Annotated in this window: 19 protein-coding genes; 11 read left to right on the top strand and 8 right to left on the bottom strand. The window is 56.2% G+C overall.

Annotation, left to right across the window (positions count from 1 at the left end):
* Positions 1 to 21 precede the first annotated feature (21 nt).
* The 3 genes from V6575_RS07970 to V6575_RS07960 all read left to right on the top strand — a co-directional run bounded on the left by V6575_RS07970 (position 22) and on the right by V6575_RS07960 (position 3,189).
* Complete coding sequence (locus V6575_RS07970; RefSeq protein ID WP_340273730.1) at positions 22 to 579, top strand: TRAP transporter small permease; 558 nt, start codon at positions 22 to 24, stop codon at positions 577 to 579.
* A gap of 16 nt (positions 580 to 595) precedes the next feature.
* A complete protein-coding gene (locus tag V6575_RS07965; RefSeq protein ID WP_340273945.1) occupies positions 596 to 1,864 on the top strand; it encodes a TRAP transporter large permease in 1,269 nt (422 codons plus the stop codon).
* A 125-nt stretch (positions 1,865 to 1,989) separates the two neighbouring features.
* On the top strand, positions 1,990 to 3,189 hold the full coding sequence (locus tag V6575_RS07960) for a lytic murein transglycosylase (RefSeq protein ID WP_340273729.1): 1,200 nt from the start codon (positions 1,990 to 1,992) through the stop codon (positions 3,187 to 3,189).
* Between the two features lie 15 nt (positions 3,190 to 3,204).
* Here V6575_RS07960 and V6575_RS07955 read toward each other — a convergent pair whose 3' ends face one another.
* Positions 3,205 to 3,846, bottom strand: coding sequence for a TetR/AcrR family transcriptional regulator (locus V6575_RS07955; protein WP_340273728.1), 642 nt, complete (start codon positions 3,844 to 3,846; stop codon positions 3,205 to 3,207).
* A 127-nt stretch (positions 3,847 to 3,973) separates the two neighbouring features.
* Here V6575_RS07955 and V6575_RS07950 point away from each other — a divergent pair, with 127 nt between their 5' ends.
* Entirely contained in the window at positions 3,974 to 6,010 is a 2,037-nt protein-coding gene (locus V6575_RS07950; RefSeq protein ID WP_340273727.1) for an oxidoreductase, read from the top strand.
* A 7-nt stretch (positions 6,011 to 6,017) separates the two neighbouring features.
* On the opposite strand, the gene V6575_RS07945 is transcribed toward V6575_RS07950, so the two are convergent.
* Positions 6,018 to 6,851, bottom strand: coding sequence for a LysR family transcriptional regulator (locus V6575_RS07945; protein ID WP_340273726.1), 834 nt, complete (start codon positions 6,849 to 6,851; stop codon positions 6,018 to 6,020).
* 95 nt (positions 6,852 to 6,946) lie between these two features.
* Here V6575_RS07945 and V6575_RS07940 point away from each other — a divergent pair, with 95 nt between their 5' ends.
* Entirely contained in the window at positions 6,947 to 7,921 is a 975-nt protein-coding gene (locus V6575_RS07940) for a quinone oxidoreductase family protein (protein ID WP_340273725.1), read from the top strand.
* 76 nt (positions 7,922 to 7,997) lie between these two features.
* On the opposite strand, the gene V6575_RS07935 is transcribed toward V6575_RS07940, so the two are convergent.
* The 5 genes from V6575_RS07935 to V6575_RS07915 all read right to left on the bottom strand — a co-directional run bounded on the left by V6575_RS07935 (position 7,998) and on the right by V6575_RS07915 (position 14,344).
* A complete protein-coding gene (locus tag V6575_RS07935) occupies positions 7,998 to 8,765 on the bottom strand; it encodes an SDR family NAD(P)-dependent oxidoreductase (RefSeq protein WP_340273724.1) in 768 nt (255 codons plus the stop codon).
* A gap of 141 nt (positions 8,766 to 8,906) precedes the next feature.
* Positions 8,907 to 10,259: an adenylate/guanylate cyclase domain-containing protein gene (locus tag V6575_RS07930; RefSeq protein WP_340273723.1), complete on the bottom strand. Its 1,353-nt coding sequence runs from the start codon at positions 10,257 to 10,259 to the stop codon at positions 8,907 to 8,909.
* A gap of 109 nt (positions 10,260 to 10,368) precedes the next feature.
* The gene (locus V6575_RS07925) at positions 10,369 to 11,193 is read right to left on the bottom strand and encodes an MBL fold metallo-hydrolase (protein WP_340273722.1); all 825 of its coding nucleotides are present in this window, start codon (positions 11,191 to 11,193) and stop codon (positions 10,369 to 10,371) included.
* Positions 11,194 to 11,204: 11 nt separating this feature from the next.
* The gene (locus V6575_RS07920) at positions 11,205 to 11,660 is read right to left on the bottom strand and encodes a cyclic nucleotide-binding domain-containing protein (RefSeq protein ID WP_340273944.1); all 456 of its coding nucleotides are present in this window, start codon (positions 11,658 to 11,660) and stop codon (positions 11,205 to 11,207) included.
* Positions 11,661 to 11,749: 89 nt separating this feature from the next.
* The gene (locus V6575_RS07915; RefSeq protein WP_340273720.1) at positions 11,750 to 14,344 is read right to left on the bottom strand and encodes an ABC transporter transmembrane domain-containing protein; all 2,595 of its coding nucleotides are present in this window, start codon (positions 14,342 to 14,344) and stop codon (positions 11,750 to 11,752) included.
* A 198-nt stretch (positions 14,345 to 14,542) separates the two neighbouring features.
* Between V6575_RS07915 and V6575_RS07910 the strand changes: the two genes are divergently transcribed.
* Genes V6575_RS07910 through V6575_RS07885 form a run of 6 tightly spaced genes read left to right on the top strand, consistent with a single transcriptional unit; the run spans position 14,543 to position 20,462 of the window.
* Positions 14,543 to 15,763 (top strand): glycosyltransferase family protein, encoded by a 1,221-nt coding sequence (locus V6575_RS07910; RefSeq protein ID WP_340273719.1) that lies wholly within the window; start codon positions 14,543 to 14,545, stop codon positions 15,761 to 15,763.
* 40 nt (positions 15,764 to 15,803) lie between these two features.
* Entirely contained in the window at positions 15,804 to 17,024 is a 1,221-nt protein-coding gene (locus V6575_RS07905) for a glycosyltransferase family 4 protein (protein WP_340273718.1), read from the top strand.
* 34 nt (positions 17,025 to 17,058) lie between these two features.
* Positions 17,059 to 18,210 carry a glycosyltransferase family 4 protein gene (locus V6575_RS07900; protein WP_340273717.1) on the top strand — a complete coding sequence of 384 codons (1,152 nt, stop codon included), beginning with the start codon at positions 17,059 to 17,061 and terminating at the stop codon, positions 18,208 to 18,210.
* Positions 18,207 to 19,361 (top strand): glycosyltransferase family protein, encoded by a 1,155-nt coding sequence (locus V6575_RS07895; protein ID WP_340273715.1) that lies wholly within the window; start codon positions 18,207 to 18,209, stop codon positions 19,359 to 19,361. Before V6575_RS07900 ends, V6575_RS07895 begins: the two co-directional genes overlap by 4 nt.
* The gene (locus V6575_RS07890; protein ID WP_340273714.1) at positions 19,358 to 20,119 is read left to right on the top strand and encodes a polysaccharide deacetylase family protein; all 762 of its coding nucleotides are present in this window, start codon (positions 19,358 to 19,360) and stop codon (positions 20,117 to 20,119) included. The genes V6575_RS07895 and V6575_RS07890 overlap by 4 nt, the downstream gene beginning before the upstream one ends.
* Positions 20,120 to 20,156: 37 nt before the next feature.
* Positions 20,157 to 20,462, top strand: a complete 306-nt coding sequence (locus V6575_RS07885) for a DUF3088 domain-containing protein (RefSeq protein WP_340273713.1) — start codon at positions 20,157 to 20,159, stop codon at positions 20,460 to 20,462.
* Positions 20,463 to 20,503: 41 nt separating this feature from the next.
* Here the strand turns inward: V6575_RS07885 and V6575_RS07880 are convergent, their stop codons facing one another.
* Complete coding sequence (locus V6575_RS07880) at positions 20,504 to 21,319, bottom strand: hypothetical protein (RefSeq protein WP_340273712.1); 816 nt, start codon at positions 21,317 to 21,319, stop codon at positions 20,504 to 20,506.
* Between the last annotated feature and the right edge of the window lie 22 nt (positions 21,320 to 21,341).

Here is a 21,341-nt window from a genome sequence, read left to right as displayed (position 1 = left end):
GCCCAAGTCAGGGAGTGCTGCATGACCGTGCCCGGTGTGCCGCAGCATCAGATTGAGGACGACAATGAAACTATCGATCTCAGCGATATTCGCTGGCACGATGGATTGGTTTTGTTTGTCTTCTGGTTGCTATTTTCAGTTGTTTTCCTTCAGTTTTTCACCCGCTACGTGCTGAATGACTCTCTAGGCTGGACCGAGGAAATCGCACGATATCTGCTCATCGCCGTCACCTTCATCGGGGCCGTGATGGCCGTGCGCAAGGAAGCCATGATTGCGGTCGAGATCTTCTACCGCTGGATGTCCCGCCCGGTTCGGCGCGTGGTTCAGGCCTTTGTCGATTTGGTGGCCGTCGTCTTTTACGGCTCAATGGCATTTTCATGCGTTCGGCTAGCCCAGCGCACGCGCCAGAAAATGGTCTCTATCGAGGTCAGCAAATCGTTTGTTTACTGGGGTGTTGCGATCTGTTTTGCCTGCATGTTTTTGCTTGCGATCTGGATCCTGATCAAACATCTGCGCACTGGCACCAGCCCCCTGATCGATCCGGAAGTGCCGATCGACGCATCCTCTCAATCGGAGTGACCACGTGGCTCTTCTCATGCTTTTCGGCCTGCTGTTCGGCCTGATCATTATTGGTGTGCCCGTCGGCATAGCGCTCGCTGGATCGTCCCTCGCCTTTATTCTGGTCACGGGCCAGGTTCCAGACGTTGTGGTGATCCACCGGATGGTCAACGGGGTAGACAGTTTCGCGCTGCTCGCCGTGCCATTTTTCATTCTGGCCGGCAACCTGATGAACACCGCCGGCATCACCAACCGCATTTTTGCCTTTGCCCGTGCTCTCATCGGCTGGATGCGCGGCGGGCTTGGTCACGTCAACATTGGCGCATCTGTGATCTTTGCCGGCATGTCCGGGGCTGCCGTTGCCGATGCTGGCGGATTGGGGGCCATTGAAATCAAGGCGATGCGCGATGCCAATTATGATCCCGGCTTTGCGGTCGGCATCACGGCAGCCTCCTCGACCATCGGCCCGATCATTCCCCCGTCCCTGCCCATGGTGATCTACGGTGTCATGGCCGGTGCTTCCATTGGCCAGCTGTTTGCGGCCGGTTTCATTCCAGGCCTCTTGATGGCCGTCGCACTGATGATCATGGTGGCCTGGTATGCCCGGACCCGCAATTACCCGCGTGATCAGGCATTTCACTGGGGCGTGCTGGGAGCAACACTCAAGCAAGCGCTGCTGTCCCTGCTGACGCCCGTGATCATCGTCGGCGGTATTCTGTTTGGCGTTTTCACCCCCACAGAAGCAGCGATTGCCGCCTGCGCCTGGGCACTTTTTCTCGGGGTTATTGTCTACCGAACCCTGACCTTGCGGCGGTTCCTCAGGGTGTCCTTTGATACAATTGAAACCACCTCGGTCGTGTTGTTCATTGTAGCTGGCGCGTCGATCTTTGCGTGGATCTTGACGTCAAACCGGGTCACCGAGCAATTCGCCGACCTGATCCTGCAAGTCTCGGAAAATCCGATTGTCGTTCTGGCGCTGATCAATGTGATCCTCATTGTTGTCGGCTGCTTTCTGGAAACCGTGGCAGCGATCACAATCCTCGTGCCGGTGCTGCTGCCCATCGCCGTTCATGTGGGGGTCGATCCGGTTCATTTCGGCGTCATCATGGTGCTCAACCTGATGATCGGCCTTTTGACCCCCCCGGTCGGCATGGTGCTTTACGTACTTTCGCGAGTATCTAAAGTGCCGTTCGAGCGCTGTCTGTCAGCGACGGTGCCGTTTCTGGTGCCGCTGGTTGCCGTGCTTTTGTTGGTAACCTTCATTCCGGCCTTGTCCATGTGGCTGCCAACCTTGATCTATCGCTGACGGGGCCTTTGAAATCAGATCTGACAAAGAATGCTATCAAGACAGTTGACGTTGCGGGTGTAGCACCGTCAACTGTCCCTGATTTGCAAATCGCCCTTTCGAATAGCCGTCAGACAGAGATCCAGATGCCCAGAAAACGTTCTACGCTTGCCCTCACCGCCTTTGCTCTTGGAGCCTTTGCCGCCCTGACAACACAGCCTGTTACCGCTCAGGCAGCTCAATGCGGCGGCGACTTCCGGCAATTCCTGGCTGGCGTCAAACAGGAAGCCGTTTCCATGGGTCTGTCGGCTCGTGTTGCCGATCAGGTTCTGTCCGGCGCACAGATCGACCGCAAGGTGCTGTCCCGTGACCGGGCACAGGGCGTCTTCAAACTGGACTTCCTGACATTTTCCAAGCGTGCCATATCCGGCTATCGGCTGAAGAATGGCGCAGCCAAAATGAAGAAGTACAGCGGTGTCTTTAGCCGCGCCAAGCAAGACTATGGCGTTCCAGCGCCGGTGATCACCGCGTTCTGGGCTCTTGAGACAGACTTCGGTGCGGTTCAGGGTGATTTCAACACGGTCAACGCGCTGGCGACCCTCGCCCACGATTGCCGCCGTCCGCAGTTGTTCCGCCCACAGCTGATCGCAGCAATCCATATGGCGCAGAACGGCGACCTCGACCCACGAACCATGCAGGGTGCCTGGGCTGGTGAAATCGGTCAGGTCCAGATGCTGCCGGAAGACATCGTCAAGTTCGGCAAGGACGGCGACGGCGATGGCCATGTCAATCTCAAAGCCAGCTCACCTGATGCGATCCTGACGGCCGCTTCGTTCATCAAGCACCTGGGCTGGCGCAAAGGTGAACCTTGGCTGCAAGAAGTCATCATGCCTGGCCGGTTCGCCTGGGAGACCACTGGACTTGGCAGGACCAAATCGGGCAAGGATTGGGCCCGCATGGGCGTTAAGGCGCGAAGTGGCAAGATCTCCAACCTGCCTGCTTCGCTCATCCTGCCACAGGGCCGGAAGGGCCCGGCCTTCCTCGCCTATCCGAATTACAACATCTATCTGGAATGGAACCAGTCGTTCATCTACACGACGACAGCTGCCTATTTCGCCACCCGCCTGGCCGGTGCTCCTGTCTACAAGGCAGGCAATCCGGACAAGGGTCTGACCGATGCCCAGATGAAGCAGCTGCAGTCCAAACTGGCCGCTCGCGGTTATGACGTTGGCAAGATCGACGGCATTCTGGGGTCTGGAACGCGTAACGCCACTCAGGCTGTTCAGCAGAAACTCGGCATGCCTGCCGACGGGTGGCCAACACCTGCCTTGCTGGCAAAGCTCTGACCGCAGAGCGTCGCTTCAATCCGATTGAGGGCGAAAGCGCGCCTTGAAGCGGGCGAATTCACTGCTTGAGGGTTCCCGGCCGCAAAATGTGCGGACATAGCCGGGAACCCGGCTCAGTCTCAAATCGAGGTCTTCGCGCACCTGCATCGAGATGTAGCCGATCTGGACCAGATAGATGGTCCGCGCCCGTACGTCCGCATCTTCGTCGTCAAATCCAAACTTCTGTAAAAGTGCAGTGAGCGCCTTAAGCCTGATCTCATCAGTCTTGATAACCCGCGCCATGACATCATCCGATTGCAGAGCCCAGCCGCGAATGGCGAACTCCAGCTTTGGGTCAAAAGCTTTTTGCTCCAAAAAGCAATAGGTGACATTGAGCACCGCTTCCGTGGGCGTTTCTGCATAAGCCTGCGTTGCCTCTACGAGAACAGCTGTGTTTTGCGCATCCCACTGATCCAGCAAAGCTTTCAACAGGTCTTGGCGGTTCTCAAAGAACCAGTAGAAGCTGGTGCGGGACAGATTGAGCCGGCTGGCAAGCGGCTGGATTTTAACCGCATCCACGCCCCCCTCAAGAAATGCTGACAAAGCAGCGGAGAGCCATAGTTCCCTGGAGCCTCGCCAGCCTGTGTCCTTCGTATCGTCCGGGGGGCTATCTGTCATCATGACACTCGATATAGAGCGTTTCCGTCTCTTTTCGCAAGAAAATAGACACTACTGATCTTAAACTTGACACTTGTGTATATTTTATTTCTAGTGATGGTAGCCAACGCCAAATTGGAGCCGTCCAATGTCGACAGATCCGCTTCTACAGCCTTACCAGCTCAAGCATCTGACCCTTCGCAACAGGGTCATGATCACCTCCCATGAACCGGCCTACCCGGAAGACGGCATGCCGAAGGACGTTTACCGAGCCTATCATGTGGAACGGGCAAAAGCGGGTGTTGCACTGACCATGACAGCGGGATCCGCTTCCGTCTCGCGGGACAGCCCGCCGGTGTTCAACAACATCCTCGCCTGGAAAGACGAAGTGGTCGGCTGGATGAAGAAGCTGACAGACGAGTGCCATAACCATGGCGCGGCTGTGATGATCCAGCTCACGCACTTGGGACGGCGGACCCGCTGGGACAAAGCGGACTGGTTGCCAGCCGTCTCCGCAGGACATGAGCGGGAAGCTGCCCACCGGGCCTTTCCGAAACAGGTTGAAGACTGGGACATTGCCCGGATCATTCAGGACTACGCCGATGCTGCCGAGCGGATGCACGCGTCGGGTGTGGATGGCATAGAGCTTGAGGCCTATGGTCATTTACTCGAACAATTCGCCTCGCCGCGGACCAACAATCTGGACGCGCCTTATGGCGGCAGCTTCGACAATCGGCTGCGCTTTACCTTTGACGTCCTGCGCGCGATCCGCAAGCGGGTAGGCCCGGACTTTATTGTTGGCATTCGCTATTCAGTCGATGAGGACCTGCCGGGCGGATTGACCCGCGAAGACGGGCTGGACATGTCGCACCGCCTCAAGCACAGCGGGCTGGTAGATTTCCTCAACATCGTCAAGGGTCACATCGATACCGACCCCGGTTTGACGGATCTGATCCCCGTGCAGGGCATGCGCAATGCGCCGCATCTGGATCTTGCAGGCGAAATCCGCGCCGCCACCAAGTTCCCGACGTTCCATGCCGCGAAGATCCCGGATGTCGCCACCGCACGCCACGCCATTGCCAGCGGCAAGCTGGATATGGTCGGTATGACACGCGCGCATATGACCGATCCGCATATCATCGCCAAGATATTTGCAGGCGAAGAAGACCGGATCCGACCTTGCGTCGGCGCCAATTATTGCCTCGACCGGATCTATCAGGGTGGCGCGGCTTACTGCATCCACAACCCTTCGACCGGACGCGAGCTGGACATGCCGCATCAGATCGAAACAGCTGAAACCCGTCAGAAAATCGTCATCATCGGAGCAGGTCCTGCTGGCCTTGAAGCGGCGCGGGTGGCCGCAGAGCGCGGTCACGAAGTGATCGTCCACGAAGCGGCCAATCACGCCGGTGGCCAGATCCGACTTACATCTCTCAACGAGCGGCGCCGGGAGATGATTTCCATCATCGATTGGCGTCTTCAAGAGTGTAACCGGTTGGGTGTGACCTTCCATTTCAACAGCTTCGCCGAAGCGTCCGACGTTCTGGCAGAAAACCCGGATGCAGTGATCGTCGCGACAGGCGGATTGCCTCACACAGAGGTATTGACCTCTGGCAACGAGTTGGTCGTTTCTGCATGGGATATCCTGTCGGGCGACGTCAAACCGGGCAGCAATGTGCTTGTCTATGATGATGCCGGGGATCATCCCGGCCTTATGGCCGCCGAAACAATTGCCCAAACCGGCGCCAAGGTTGAAGTCATGACGCCGGACCGCAGCTTTGCACCTGAAGTCATGGCGATGAATCTCGTGCCTTATATGCGCTCTATGCAGCATCTGGACACAACGTTTACTGTCACATGGAAGCTGCTGTCAGCGCGCAGGGATGGCAATCAGTTGGTTGCGGAAATCGGCAGTGATTACGGCGATGTCCGGCGTGAACGGCATGTTGACCAGATTGTCGTCAATCATGGAACCCGGCCGCTGGACGAGCTCTATTTCGACCTCAAGCCAGGTGCCTCCAATCTGGGCGCTGTTGACTATCAGTCGATGATTGACAGCAGTCCGCAGAACGTTTGCCCCAATCCGAACGGCACCTACAAACTGTTCCGGATCGGCGATGCGGTCTCGGCGCGCAACACTCATGCTGCGATCTATGACGCTTTGCGGCTGACACGAACGCTCTGACACAGGCTTAACCGGCAAGCGCGGTGATCGTGGCTCTGATGGCGGGTGCTTGCCGGATATCGGGATGAACCACGAGCCAGACCTCCCGCTTCAACGGCACCTTTGGTCCGGTCACAGGCACAAGCCCTGCTGCAGATGCTCCCATGAAATCCGGCAACAGGCCTATTCCGGCACCTGCAGACACCGCGTGGAGTTGTAGATCAAGCGAAGACGCCCGGAAGCCGAACGGTCTGCCAGCTGCAAACTCCAGCAGTTTGCCCTGTTGTGGCGCGCCATCCATCCCATGGTCATAGCCAACGAAACGCCAGTCCTCTTGCGCTGTCTTCTCCACGTACCCGTCTGCTGCGTAGAAGGAAAATCCGATCTCATCGATCTTCATGATCGACAGATCGCCTGCAACAGGGCGGTTCAGGCGAATGGCAATGTCCGCCTCCCGGCGCGCCAGCGAGACTTCTCGCGTGTCGCCCAGCACTGTCACACACAGGTCCGGATGGGCTAGCGCCAGATCTGTCAGCTGTTTGCCAAGCACTTTGGCGACATAGGCTGGCGGGGCGCTGATTACCACCTCGCCGGAAATAGAAGACCTGCCTCCCGCAGCAATGCGCTCTGCGGACAGAGTCTCGGTTTCCATACGAATCGCGAGCGCTGCGATGCGTTCTCCATCGGAGGTGAGTGAGATGGTCCGTCCCCGGCGATCCACCAGTTTGAGGCCCAGCTCTTGCTCCAGATTAGCCACGCGCCGAGACACGGTCGCATGTTCGACACCAGCGGCCCTGCCCGCCGCCGACAAGGTGCCGTAACGCGCCAGAAGAGCGAAAATATGCAGGTTTTCCCAATCCATATCTGTTAATTTATTCCCATTAAATGATATTATTTTGATAATTTTCAATCAGACTAACATGCGCAATGCTCCTATCCAGATACAGGAGAACGATCATGAGCACAGTCATCACATTGCACCAACCCGGACCAGCCGAAAACTTCCGCATTGAAGACCAGGACGTTGGAGAGCCGGGATCCGACACCATCCGTGTGCGCCATGAGGCCATCGGTCTCAACTATGCCGACATTTATCAACGTTCGGGGCTATATCCCCTTCCGGCCTATCCGGCGGTTCTAGGTCTGGAGGCTGCCGGTGTCATCGAGGCCATCGGCGAAGGTGTCACAGAGCTGCAAGTTGGCGACCGGATCGCCTATGTTGGTGCGCCCACCGGAGCCTATGCCGCGACAAGACTGCTTCCGGCAGAGCGGGCGATCCGACTTCCCAGCGCCGTCAGCAGTAAAACGGCGGCCGCTTCCATGCTGAAGGGACTAACTGCCTATATGCTGCTCAAGGATGTCTATCCGGTCGGCGACAACACTGTGATGTTTGTACAGACAGCTGCAGGCGGGCTCGGCTCCATGCTAACACGCTGGGGCAAGCACTTCGGCGCAACGGTGATCGGCGCGGTCAGCAGCCCGGAAAAGGCCCAGATCGCAAAACGGCTCGGTGCGGATCACGTTATCGTTGGGCGCGATACCGATCTTGCTGCTGAAGTTCACCGCCTGACCGATGGCAAAGGCGTTGATGTTGCTTATGAGGGCTTAGCCGGGCTGAATTTTCTGCGCGTTCTGGATTGTGTGCGCCCATTCGGCATGGCTGTGAATGTCGGGCAGATCACCGGCCCCTTGCCAGATAATCTTGCTGCGGAAGTCGCTGCTCCCCGATCCGTCGCCTTCGCCCGTCCAAGCGTGATGTTTTATGTCTCCGACCTTGCTCGCTATCGAAGAGCTGCAGACCGGGTTGTCCATCATCTGGCGGCCGGAATCGGCTCTGAGCCTAGTGCGGATTACAGGCTCGAAAACGTCATCACCGCGCACCGTGATCTGGAAGCCGGCAGAACAACCGGCAGCGCCATCCTGGTGCCGTGATCCTAAAAGTTTTACGCGGGGCGTTAATGTCGCCCCGCGTAAATATTCAAACGTCTCAGATTACCAAAATCCGAACTTACCGTGGAGCCATGCGAATTGCGCCATCAAGGCGGATGGTTTCGCCGTTCAGCATGTCGTTCTCACAGATGGCTTTGACCAGCTGGCCATATTCGGTTGCGCGGCCCAGACGGGACGGGAATGGAACCTGCTGGCCTAGGCTGTCCTGAACTTCCTGCGACAAGCCAAGCAGCATCGGGGTCTCGAAAATGCCCGGTGCGATGGTCATGACGCGAATGCCGGACCTGGACAGATCACGGGCAACGGGAAGCGTCATTCCGGCGATGCCCGCCTTTGACGATGCATAGGCAACCTGGCCGACCTGGCCATCAAATGCGGCGACGGATGCCGTCGAGATGATGACACCGCGGGCGCCATCTTCATTTAAAGGCTCAAGTTCTGCCATAGACGTCGACGCAAGCGAGATGCAGCGGAAAGATCCCACGAGATTAACCGCGATGACTTTCTCGAACATATCCATCGGATGCGCTTCACCGCGAGATGTTGTCTTGGCGACAGGCGCGATGCCCGCACAGTTCACGAGGATACGCTCTGGCCCATGGGCTGCACGTGCAGTTGCAAAGCCCGCCTCGACACTGGCGTGATCGGTCACGTCAACTTCAGCGAATACGCCACCAATCTCATTGGCAACAACCTCACCAAGAGCACGATCCCGGTCAAAGATGGTCACCTTGACGCCTTCGCCAGCCAGCATGCGTGCGGTAGCAGCTCCGAGGCCAGAAGCGCCGCCGGTCACGACAGCGGCGATGGATTGGTTCAACTGCATTCTTTCCTCCGATAGTATTTGTAATTCAAACCATTGTTATTTAACGGTTATCATTATCTTATTGACTAAAACGTCAACTAAAGCGGTAAAGTGCCTCCAATTGACGGTTTGGTCAAGAGGCAGATCTCATGGAGAGCCCACTCAGGCCAGAACGGCAAGGGTTATCGATTGCGCAAGTCCTGCAACTTGCTGTTCTGGCCTCATATCGGGCCTGGGTCCAATGTAACCCTGTTCCACCGCCAGCTCATAAGTGGCACTGTCAGTCAACACTCTACTGCTTTGCGCCTTGTTAGCATCTTCAAGCTTTGCCGCCCTGTTGACCGCATCGCCGATCACCGTGAATTCAAGCCGTTCCAAGCCGCCAACGATTCCGACCATAACAGACCCGGCAGACACAGCTGTGCCGAACCGCAATGGGCCAGGCCATCCTGCCTTGGTGAACAGGTCCGAATGCTCGCCCAGTTCCTCCGCCAAGGCGCAAACAGCGCGCACCGCATCGGCGGCATATGTCTTTGACGGCACCACGGCACCGAAAGTTGCCAGAATGCCGTCGCCCAGGAATTTATCAATCCTCCCGCCCTCATCCTTGATCACCTTGAGCGCCAGCCCCTGATAGGCGGCCAGAACGGACATGACGACCTCTGGCTCTAGCGTACTGGCCGTAGAGGTGAACGAGCGAATATCGACATAAACAATCGCCGCATCGCGCATGCTGCCCTCACCTGCCACCAAAGCAGCCTTGGACTCGGTGATAGAGGTGGCCACCTCCGGCGCAAAGAACCGGCGCAAGTCAGCTGCAGCAGCTTGTTCCCTGATCGCCTCAAACAGCATCACGCGGCCCCGGTAAAGCGCTGCGCTGAGCACGATGGTGACCGTCAGAATCACCATCGTCTTGTCCAGTTCCGCTCCAATGAGGATCGTGTTTCCTGTCAGATACTCAACATAATTGCGCGTCACCCGCATGCCATTCATGTCCGCCAACACGGCATAGGCAACCAGCCCGACCCAGCCGACAACAGCCATAAGACCTGTGGTCAGGACGAAGCGCGGATCAAACCTCAGTGCCCTCAGTGCAATGAAGATAAAGACATACATCAGCGTTGGAGCCTTCAAATAGAAGGTGGGATGCTGACCATACTGAATGTGGAATGAAAAAATCAGGCCGACGAGCAACGCCATATCGACCACGATGGACATAAGAAGCAGCCATTTGGGCAGTTCGTACCGATAGGACAAGGTCAACCGAATAACCGTAAAGAGAAAATAGGCGCCCAACGCCAGCGGCACGAAATTGAACCCGCTACTGCCTTCTGCCTTCGGTGCTATCGAATAGAGCGTTGCGAAGAATAAAACGATGGACAGCTGTACCCAACCGATCAGACGCTCGGATGCAATTTCCCGCTTGTGAATTTCTTGCCTGACCCGAGCTGGCAACCCACTCTCCGGCGGGCCACCTTGCAAAACAAAGCGGAGCGCATTGCTCAATCGTGCCATCACCGCCTCATGCGTGTACATCTAATCGGAAGTTTATCAGCATGCTCGCTGATGTGAACGAACTGCGCAAGCCAGGCAACTTCATTGTGATAGCCCGTGATAAAAGCCCTTAGGGCTCGATCACCATACCCTCAAAGGCTATCAATGTGCCTGGGAAGACCTTTTCGGCTGCACGGCCGATTGCGTCCATCGCATCGTCTGAGTGTCTCGGGTCATGATGGAACAGAACCGGTGTCTTGACCCCTGCTTGTTTGGCAAGTTCTAGACCCTTTTGCCAAGTAGAGTGACCCCAGCCCTTATAGATGAGATATTCTTCGTCGGTGAACATGGCGTCGTAGATCATGTAATCTACGTCTTTGACAAACCGGCGCACATTTGCATCGATTTCAGCATCACCATGCTCGTGATCTGTGACAATCGCAATCGACTTGCCATGGAAATCAAAGCGATAACCGCAAGCACCGCCGGGATGATTGAGCCGGCAGGTGGTGATTTCCAAATCATCGTCTCGCTTCAGTTTCTCACCTGCGCGGAAATTGAGGAACTCAACTGCCTTCAGTGTTTTTGCTGCAACGGGGAAAATCGGCGGCGACATGATCCGGCAGACGATTTCAGACAGGCTATTGCCATTCTCGAAATGGCCTGCCCAGGCCCTGACCTTGAAACGCTCATCATAAGCAGGCTTGAAAAACGGTAATCCGCATATGTGGTCCAGATGCGTATGCGTGAACAGCAGATCAAACTCCCTGGGGCCCGCGGAGCAAAGGTTCATACCGAGATTCCGGGCGCCAGACCCGCAATCGATCAGCAACAGGGCATCACCCGCTCTTAGTTCCAGACAGGTTGTCTCGCCACCGTAACGCAACGTGCTCGCACCAGGCGTCGGTGTCGACCCTCTTGCTCCCCAACACCGCAGCGAAAATTCCGTCGCCAAACCGTCTCTCCTTACGCAGCCGCGCCAGATTGGGCCGTTGCCAAATCGCGTGTCGTGCGCTCAAGTCGTAGAGCCAAGGTCCGCATGACTTCCAGCGACATTTCAGGAAACTCCTTGAGCATCTTTAGAAAATCGTCCTTGGATACGTTCAGCACATCCATATTAGAGGCCGCAATCAGAGTGGCCGTTCGGGGAACATCACACAGAATAGCGATTTCACCGACGATTGAGCTTTCTTTCACTTGCGCAACGGTTTTCTCGCCGTCGGGCGTATTGACCAGAACGTCTGCTGCCCCTTTCAGGATAATGAAAGCACTGTCGCCCTCTTCGCCCTGTGTGCACAGGCGTTCGCCCGCATTGTACTCCATGCGATCAGAGATAAAGGCCAGCAGCCGAAGCTTGGTCTCATCGATCCCTCTGAACAGGGGCACCTTTCTAAGAGCTTCAACTTCAGTTTCCAGTGACACTGTTACCTCCTTTGCCGTTTCCGGCGTGTACGCCGCAACTGTCTTGCGCGGGGCGCAAGCCTGCAGAAAAGCACCTTGTTCGCCAAGGCTCAAGCACGCTCATCTCGATCTCCGGTAATCCGCCCCTGTTCCAGAACAAACTTGAGCGAAAATTCATCGGCTACCGCTGCGTTCGGCGCGCCAAACAAAAAGGTCCGGCCTTTCAGAACTTCACGCAAAGCTGATCGCAGAACCTTGTCATCCTCGCCAAGACCCGTTCCGATATCGTCAAGGATCGTTACTTTGGCGTTTTTCAAAAGCGCCCTAACAAGAGCAAGACGACGGCGCTGACCAGCCGATAGACGTGAGCCTGATACTCCAACATGGTAATTGAACCCGGCGAACACAATTGGCTCGCGCAAACCCATCTCTTCCACAATGGTCCGAATAACCGCATCAATCCGCTGGCGGGAGTCGCGCCTGTCGACACGAGGTCGACCAAACAGAAGGTTGTCTTCAATGGTCAATGGCGGCAAATAAAGCGTCGGATCGATGGCAACGAAGCTGTCGCCTGCCGAGACCACCTTATCATGGAACTGCTCGCGGAAGGATATCACCTCCTCGCGCAATCCATCATCCAGAACGCCCAAACGATGGCGGGCGGGCACAAGCTTGAACGCCAACGCAATCAACCTGTCCCGATCGGCCTGTGTCAGACCTGGCCGCTGCTGACCTGAACGCGCAATCCGTGTGATCCGATCGAACTCTGGCAAGTCATCCTGATTGATGAAGGAATAATTGCCCAGCAGGCCACTGTCGCCGCTGACATTGGCAAACAACTCGACCATGGTTTCAGCGATTTTGAGACCGATGTCTTTCAAGCGCTCGTCCAGGCCGGTTTCCTTGAGGAAAGCCCTGACCTCCGGCAATTCCGGCACTTGCTCCATGGTCACATCAGGATCAGAAGGCACCGCAAAGAACAGGTTTTCCGCCAGGCTGGCGCTGGAGTTGAAGTGCTTTGCATCCCAAAGCTCAACCAAGCCAGCGATTCCCGGGTCTGCCGCAATTCGCTCAGCAAGTTTGCTGCGCACTGCCAGAATACGGTCGGCAAAGGCATCATCCATGCTGGGATCAAACAGGGACTGTAGACCCAGCCGATAGATGTCAGGCTCAAGACCAACCGCGCGCAGTAGCTCAAGCGCCCTCTGATCAAGACCATTCAAGTCTGCCACTCCGGCAGCGGCAAAATCATCCCAGCCAGCGATCAGATCATAAGTCGGATTTTGCGTCTCGTTCGCCTCTGCAAGACGGCGTTTGTAGTCATCAAGGTCTTCGCCCTCCCGCTTAGCCTCGATCAACGGACGATGGCGCAGACCATAAAAAAGATTCTCACGAATCGTTCCGGTCCAAATGTGGACGGCCCCGCCGACATAGGCGATCTCGCGGCCAAGGGTCGACGCCGTCAGCTTTTCCAGATCCTGGCTGCCGATTTTCACCTTGCCCGAAACAGGACTGACCAGCCCCGCTGCAAGCTGCAAAACCTCGGCGCGCCCGGATCCATCCGCGCCGACGATTGCGCAATCCACACCTTCCGGCACTTTCAGGGTAATATCGGTGACTTCCTGTCCGGCTGCGCCTCCGGAGAAGGTCACATTGGACATATCCAGCGCGCCCTTCAACGCGACGGTTTCATCCGACACAAGACGCTCAACCGGATAGATGTCCGGTGGATCGAAGTTCTCGACAACCGTCTGGTATTTGACCTGCACATCAGCCACCAACTGGTAGTAGGCAAGCAGCTCTTTCCATGGGCCTGCCAGATCTTTGTAGGCAGCGATCACAGCCAGCAAAGCTCCGATGCTCAAATTACCCTCAATCACCAGATAACCACCAATCAGGTAGAAAAAGAATGGCGTCAGCTGGTTCATGAAGTTATTGAGAAACTTGATGAAATACTTGCGATTGAAGATCTCATATCGGATCTTGAAATTCTGGTAGAGGCGATCAGACAAGTCCGCAGAATGCCAAGCCGAGGCATCATTGGCATGGATTTCAGGCACGCCGGAAATGCTTTCTCCGACCTTGTCAGCGATCAAGCGAACGTTCTTCACCCGCTTACGCGACAGCTGCACGACCTTGCGCTGAAGTTTCGGGATGACATAGCCCTGAATGGGATAGGAGGAGACAGCTGCGAGGCCCAGCAGGGGATCCTGCATGAAAATAAAGCCGAGCTGAACAACCAACATGCCGCCCTGATAGGCAGGCAAGGCAAAGGCCTCTCCGATAAAACCGCCGACATCCTCGACTTCAGAGGTAATCATCGGGATTATTTCACCCGAACTGACCTTCCTGAAGTGGGGTAGCCGAAACCGGAGGACGCGCTGAAACAGTTCAAAACGCAGGCGCCGCAACATCCGCTCGCCCAAACGGCCTTTATAGACATTGATATAGAGCTTCAGGCCGTTCGAGATGATAACAAGCCCGAGGAACCCGAGGCAAAGCAATAACAGATAGGAAAGCTGATCAAACTCACCGCCAAGAACGGCGCGTGGAAAATCATTGCCCTGAACGGCATCATTGACAATCAGCTTCGGCAGTTCCAGTAGAACATAACTGACCGGATAGGACAGAACGGTAATCAGGAGTATAAAGATCTGCTGCCGGGAGCTGAACTTCCAAATGAACCGAAATAGGCTTTTTTCCATAACTCGTCCAAATTGACCCACCGCAACGTCGTGCACACGCTGGATATTTAGTATATTACCCTTAAAAGAAGGATATAGACCTGATTGATTGTCTCGAAGATATCATATTAGTTCACTTAACTCTTAAGACCCGAAGACACGCCTGCCAAGAGCAGGATTTAATATCGCGAGCCGGATCGGCGCAACGAATGAGGAATCATGCGGTCCAATTCACCAAAGATACTGATTTACAGTCATGATTCCTTTGGGCTGGGTCATCTCAGACGGTGCCGCGCAATAGCACATTCGCTGGTCGGCTCCTTTGATGAACTGTCCGTTTTGATTCTGTCTGGCTCTCCGATCATCGGAAGCTTCGAGTTTCGTTCGCGTGTGGATTTTGTGCGCATTCCCGGCGTGATCAAATTGCGAGATGGTGAATATACACCGCTTTCTCTGCATCTGAATATTGATCACACCCTTGCGATTCGCTCCTCCATCATCGAACACACAGCCAAGGTCTTCGATCCGGACATATTCATCGTCGACAAAGAGCCGCTTGGCCTGCGCGGTGAAGTTCTGCCCACTCTAGAAGCGCTGAAGGACACCGATACGCGGCTGGTTCTCGGTCTGCGCGACGTCATGGATGACCCTGAGATCCTGCGGCTGGAATGGGAACGCAAGAACGTCTACCCGGCGCTGCAAAACCTTTATGACGATATCTGGGTCTATGGCCCGGAGGGCATCTGCAATCCGGTTGAAGGCATCGACTTGCCGGAAGGCATCAAAGAAAAGCTGAAATACACCGGCTACCTGCGCCGCGGCTTGCCCGAGGGAGCCGAAGCTGCGCCCAAACCCTGCCCGTTTGGCGAAGAACCTTATATTCTGGTGACACCAGGTGGTGGTGGTGACGGCGTGGAAATGGTGGATTGGGTCATGCGGGCCTATGAAGCCCACAAGCACCCGCTGTTCCCTGCCCTGATCATCCTTGGTCCATTCATGCCCGCCGCCGCTGTCGCGCAGTTTGTGGAGCGTGCAGAGCATCTGCGCGATGTTGAGATCATAAGATTTACGCCACAGATCGAACCTTATCTGGCCAGTGCGACAGCCATTGTCGGAATGGGTGGCTACAACACGTTCTGTGAAATCCTGTCGTTCGACAAACCAACGCTTATGGTGCCGCGTATCATTCCACGCCGCGAACAGGCGATCCGGGCTGCCCGCGCAGAAGCAAGCGGTTTGCTCACAGTTCTGCCGATTGACAAATATCCAGACCCCGTCCTGATGACGGAGGCCCTCGTGACACTGCCCAATTCGCCCCGTCCGTCTGCTGCCGGAGTAGAAAATCTTCTTGGCGGCCTAGAGGTCATCGGCGAAATGGTCGGTGATATCTTCGACGAGAACCGCCCGGATCTCTCCTCTCCCAAGCTGGTCAACTTCTAAAAGCCACGCGGCTTCAGCCTTCATTTTCAAGAGTAAATCCATGTCCCGCATTGCCGTTGTGGTTAAAGGCTATCCGCGCCTGTCCGAAACTTTTATCGCCCAGGAAATCCTTGGACTTGAGCGACGTGGCATCCCGATTCTGATCGTTGCCCTGCGCAAGCCCTATGATCCTTTCATTCACGAGCTGCACCGGCAGATTTCTGCCGAAGTGATGTATTTGCCGGAATACGTGAAGGATGATCCAGCGCGCGTGGCCAAGGCCAAACGATGGGCTGAAAAGCAACCGACACATGCCGCTGCCAAAGCGCTGTTTGAGGCTGATTATGCCCAGGAGCACAATGCCGGTCGTCAACGCCGGTGGGCACAGGGCTGCGTCTTTGCCCATGAATTGCCGGAGGATATCTCCTGGATTCACACGCACTATCTGCACACGCCCTGCTCTGTGTCGCGCTATGCCGCACATCTGTCAGGCCGTGGCTGGTCGTTTTCCGCCCATGCCAAAGACATCTGGACCAGCGAAGAATGGGACCTTCGCACCAAACTGGATGACGCGGCCTGGGGTGTCACCTGCACAGGGGTCAACGTAGACCACCTGAAAAACCTGTCTGCCGATCCTTCAAAGGTCGAGTTGGTGTATCACGGTCTGGATTTCACGGGGTTTCCCGAACCAAAAGTCACACCTTCCTTGCGCGATGGCTCAAGCGATCCGGTGCAGGTTCTATCCGTTGGCCGCGCTGTGGAGAAAAAGGGTTATGATGATCTGCTTCATGCCATGGCCAAATTGCCAAAGGATCTCAACTGGCACTTTACCCATATTGGCGGCGGCGAACTTTCTGATGAGCTGAAGCAAATGTCCGACAAGCTTGGCCTGTCTGAACGTATCAGCTGGAAAGGCGCACAACCGCGTGAGGAAGTCATCAAGGCTTGCTCCGAAGCTGATCTTTTCACACTGCCCTCAAAACTGGCGAAATCCGGCGACCGCGATGGCCTGCCAAATGTGCTGATGGAAGCCCAGTCGATGGGCTTATGCTGTCTATCGACGCAGGTCTCGGCAATTCCTGAACTGATCATGGACGGCACAACAGGACGTCTTGTTCCACCTGCAGATCGCCAGTCTCTTGCCGCTGCGTTAATGGAATTGATTGCGAACCCGTCGCTACGTGATAGGCTTGGCCGCGCTGCCGCAGCTCATGTGCGCAAAGAGTTCGCCAGCGCGCCAGGTCTTGACCATCTGGCCGCGAAATTCCGAAAGGTGCTGTGATCCAGACCTTGCAGAACAACCCAAGGCATATTGATTGAAAATCGCCTTCACAGCGCCGATGAAGCCGCTCGACGATCCAGTTCCATCCGGTGACAGAACCATGGGACGCCTAATCGTGCGCGCTCTGGAGTCCCATAATCACGACGTTCGAATCGCAAGCCGGTTCCGGTCTTGGCGCAAAGAGGGCAGCGAAACCGTACAAATGGCTGTGCGGGACAAGGCTTTGGCAGAAGCCGACAGGATCGCCGAAGAATGGCAGGCCGAAGACTACCGACCTGATCTATTCCTGACCTATCACCTCTACCACAAAGCCCCCGATTGGATCGGGCCTGCGCTGGCAGCTAAATTCAAACTGCCCTACGCCACCATTGAAGCCAGCAGAGCTCCGAAACGACAGACCGGACCTTGGGCCTTCGGCTTTGCCGCTGCGGATGCCGCCCTTGCCTGCGCCGACCGGGTCGCCGCCCTGCACCACGCAGATCGCGCATGTCTGGCGGATGTTGTACCTCGAGCCCGGCTGCAGGTCCTGCTCCCATTTCTCGATGCCGAACCGTTCGAGTGGGCTGCAGATACTCCCCGTCCCAGAATGCGGGCACCGCTCAAACTGCTGGCAGTCGGCATGATGCGCAAGGGTGACAAGACCCGATCTTATGAAGTTCTGGCCGAGGCCCTGTCCAGGGTCAATGACCTGCCTTGGAACCTGACGATTGTCGGAGATGGCCCGTCCAAAGACCACATCCTGTCTTTGTTTCCGGCCAATCGTATCCACTATGTCGGGGCTTTACCGCCAGACGAGATGCCCAAGCTTTACGCGATGCACGATCTTTTTGTCTGGCCAGCGATCCGGGAAGCTTTCGGGCTTGTGTTTCTGGAAGCGCAGGCGGCCGGCATGGGCGTTATTGCAGGCGATACATTTGGCGTTCCGGACATCGTTAGCCATGGCATCACCGGACTGTTGTCACCAGAAGGCGATGCCGAAGCGTTTGCCGACAATTTGCGCAAGGTTCTGAGTGACCCTGCCCAGGCGAAAAGCATGGGAGCCGAGGCCACCGCACATATTGCATCCAACCACCGGTTAGAGGCCGGGGCACAGCGCCTGGATGCTTTTTTAGAGGCCGCACAAGATCAACACTGGCATAAGATGCCGGTCCGCACTCTCCTTGCCTCCGTAACGGACCCCTCATGAACACCTCGGCCTTTATTCACGTCCAGCACCTCCTTGGCACCGGCCATGCAGTACGCGCAGCCGCGATCGGTAAGGCTCTTGTTGCACGCGGGGTCTCTGTCACGCTGGCCACTGGAAACTTGCTGCCACCAACCCTAGACACGACTGGTCTGGAGATCCTTCAGCTTCCCCCTGTGAAGAGCCCGGATGCAGTCTTCAACCGGCTGGTCACACCTGACGGCGATCCAATCGACGTTGCCTGGAAGGAAATGCGCACTGCCGCAACGCTGAAAGCCTTTGCCGCCAAGCCCTATGACCTGCTGCTCACAGAAACCTATCCCTTCGGGCGCAGGCAATTCGAATTTGAGCTGTCCGCATTGCTGGAGGCAGCCCGTCAATCCGACAGACCGCCGCTGATTGCCACCTCAATACGTGACATTCTGGTGCGCAAGCAGGAACTGTGGAAAGAGGAATGGATGGCCGATCAGGCACTGGCACATTACGGCCGGATCCTGATCCATTCCGACCCTGACTTCGTTCAACTGGCCGACAGTTTTCCCTTCGCGGACCGGGTAGAACATCTGGTGCACTACACCGGGTTTGTCGGTGGCGGGCCCCGGCCAAAGCCACCGGCAAGCGACGGCAAGGATGAAGTGATCATCTCATGCGGTGGCGGTGCCGTTGCCGAAGGCCTGTTGATGGCAGCCCTGGAAGCGCGGCCACTGTCACGGCGCGCAAAAGACACAACATGGCGACTTCTGGTCGGTCATGACATTTCGCATGGCGTTTTTGAGGCTTACCAGAATAGAGCCAGCGAAGGCGTTATCGTCGAGCGGGCCCGCCGCGATTTCCCTGGATTACTCGAGCGCGCAAGGCTGTCCGTCTCACAAGCCGGATATAACACGGTGCTTGATGTCTTGATTGCCGGAACGCCGGCCGTCTTTGTCCCTTTTGCCCAAGCGAAAGAAACCGAGCAGACACAACGCGCCGAGGCTCTGGCCAAGCATGGCCGAGCCATCGTCGCACCGGAACACAATTTGACGCCAGAGCGCCTTGCCACCGCCGTGGACGAAGCTCTCGCCCTGCCGCAAACGCACACGGAAGTGTTGCTTGGCGGTGCGGACAAAAGCGCTGATATTTTGCTGGAAGACTTGAGAGCCCGCGCCGCATGAGTTCTGATTACGACCGTTTCAAAACCGAGCTGCTCGCTCATCTCGACTGGTTTGCCGAGCGTGGCCAAAAAGTCCGCTTCTGGTGGCGCGATGATGATGCAGTGGAGCCAACCGACGATCTAGATCGACTTTTGGCCATCGCCAATGCCCATGATGTGGATGTCGCACTGGCTGTGATCCCCAAACATGCGACCGAAGCTCTGGCTAAACGCCTTGCAGATGAACCCCATGCCATCGTTCTGCAACACGGCTTTCAACACAAGAACTTTCAGCGCAAGGACCTTGGCGAGAAAGCCGCCGAGCTTGGGTCACGCAGAGATCCGGACCAGCTGATCGATGAGCTCACGCAGGGCAAAAAGCGGCTTGAAGAGCTGTTCGGGAAAAAATTTGTGCCTGCCATGGTGCCGCCGTGGAACCGGATTGCACCTGAAGTGTCCCGCCGACTGCCCGGCATTGGCCTTTCCGGCCTGTCCACCTTCACCTGGCATCACTTCCCACGTCAGGGCCAAGTGCAAAGCCATGTCGACATTATCAAGTGGAAGAAAGACCGGCGGTTCATTGGCTGGGAAAGCGCGCGCCTTCGCCTCGATTTGCATCTGTGCCGTCGCAGAACCAACACGGCTGAGCCGCTCGGAATCCTGAGTCATCATCTGGCCCATGAAGAGGGCTGTTATGAGTTCCTCGACAAATTCCTGGAGATCGCAGCCCATCACCCGGGCGCAGAGTGGCCAAGAGTTTCGGATTTATTCAGGGAATGAAGTTGATGCTCCCAAAGCTCCCACCAAGAGGGACACAATGAAAGACGCTCTTTACCTGCTCACACCCGGCTTTCGCGATCCGGCCTATCCCGGTGACAATTTCTACTGCTGGCACTGCGCTCTACTGGAAGGCATTCTGGCCTCGTTTCCAGAGCTTGCTGCCAAGATTGACGTATACCGCATTGCCTGGCCACGTCCTCGTGCTGAACTTGTTGCGCTTTTGGGTTCGGAGAACCAGTCTCTGCCTGTTCTGGTGCTTTCCGATGGCGGCTTCATCGATGACAAGGACGAAATCCTGAAAGCGCTCACCAAACGCCATGGTTTCCCCCTGCCCCACCCTTGATTAGAATGCGAATGAGATCCTGCTTACAAATGCGCTGAATGCTAATCGACGACGGCATTGTCACAGCAAGATCCATGTTTCTGGATACAATCCACCCAGGACTGGACACCGAGGCTTTCCACCGTACCCAATCCGATCAGAACTGTTGTCTGGTCAAGCTTGCCCTGTTTTTCGATCTCGTCGAACAGGACCTGAGCAGACAACATGGTGCAGCCGAAATTGCAGGGCGCGCGCGGATCTCGTTCTTCTGGAGTGTCTTCCTCGGTGCGACGGCAGTTGCCTTGCCTGTTTGCGTGTCGGTCTTTTTGTCGGCCGACAGCGTTTTCTGACCGGTCGCCTTTCCGGCTGGCTTGCTTTGCTCCGTCTTCTGAAGGCAGAGCTGCTTCTGCCACCGGGTCCGGCAAGGGCTGGTCACCTATCATTGTGTTGTAAAACACATAATAAGCGCTGGCATCCGCCACCAGGCTTTCGCTTTGCAAAATGGCAGCGGTCTCAAGCAGCCTGCGCAGTTGCGGGATGTCAATCTGGTAGGTTGCCAGGTTCGTGTCTTTAATGACATCAAGCCGTTTGGCCTGGATCACATAGGTCTTTCCCTTGTAATTCCAGAGCCAGTCACCGCCGAATTGCTTTTCACGACCAGATCCTGAAAGGCGTGTGGTGCTGAGTGTCAGACTTTGCCGGGCACTCTTTGTTGGTCGCCTGATTTTGGCCAATTCGGAGTCCATAGCGCATTGAATCTGAACGACATTGACGGTCGTCAAGGCCTCCTCACCAATCATTTCGCCCAGCTGTGTTGATCCCACCATCATCGAATAGGTCCAGACCGAGCGTTCTTTCAATATATCCACCAGCGCCATATCGCCCTCCTGAAGAGTCATG

The sequence above is a fragment of the Roseibium algae genome (genome assembly GCF_037783265.1).
Taxonomy (GTDB): Bacteria; Pseudomonadota; Alphaproteobacteria; order Rhizobiales; family Stappiaceae; genus Roseibium; species Roseibium algae.
The sequence above is the reverse complement of the archived record's forward strand: the minus strand, read 5'-3'. Positions and strand labels throughout refer to the sequence as shown.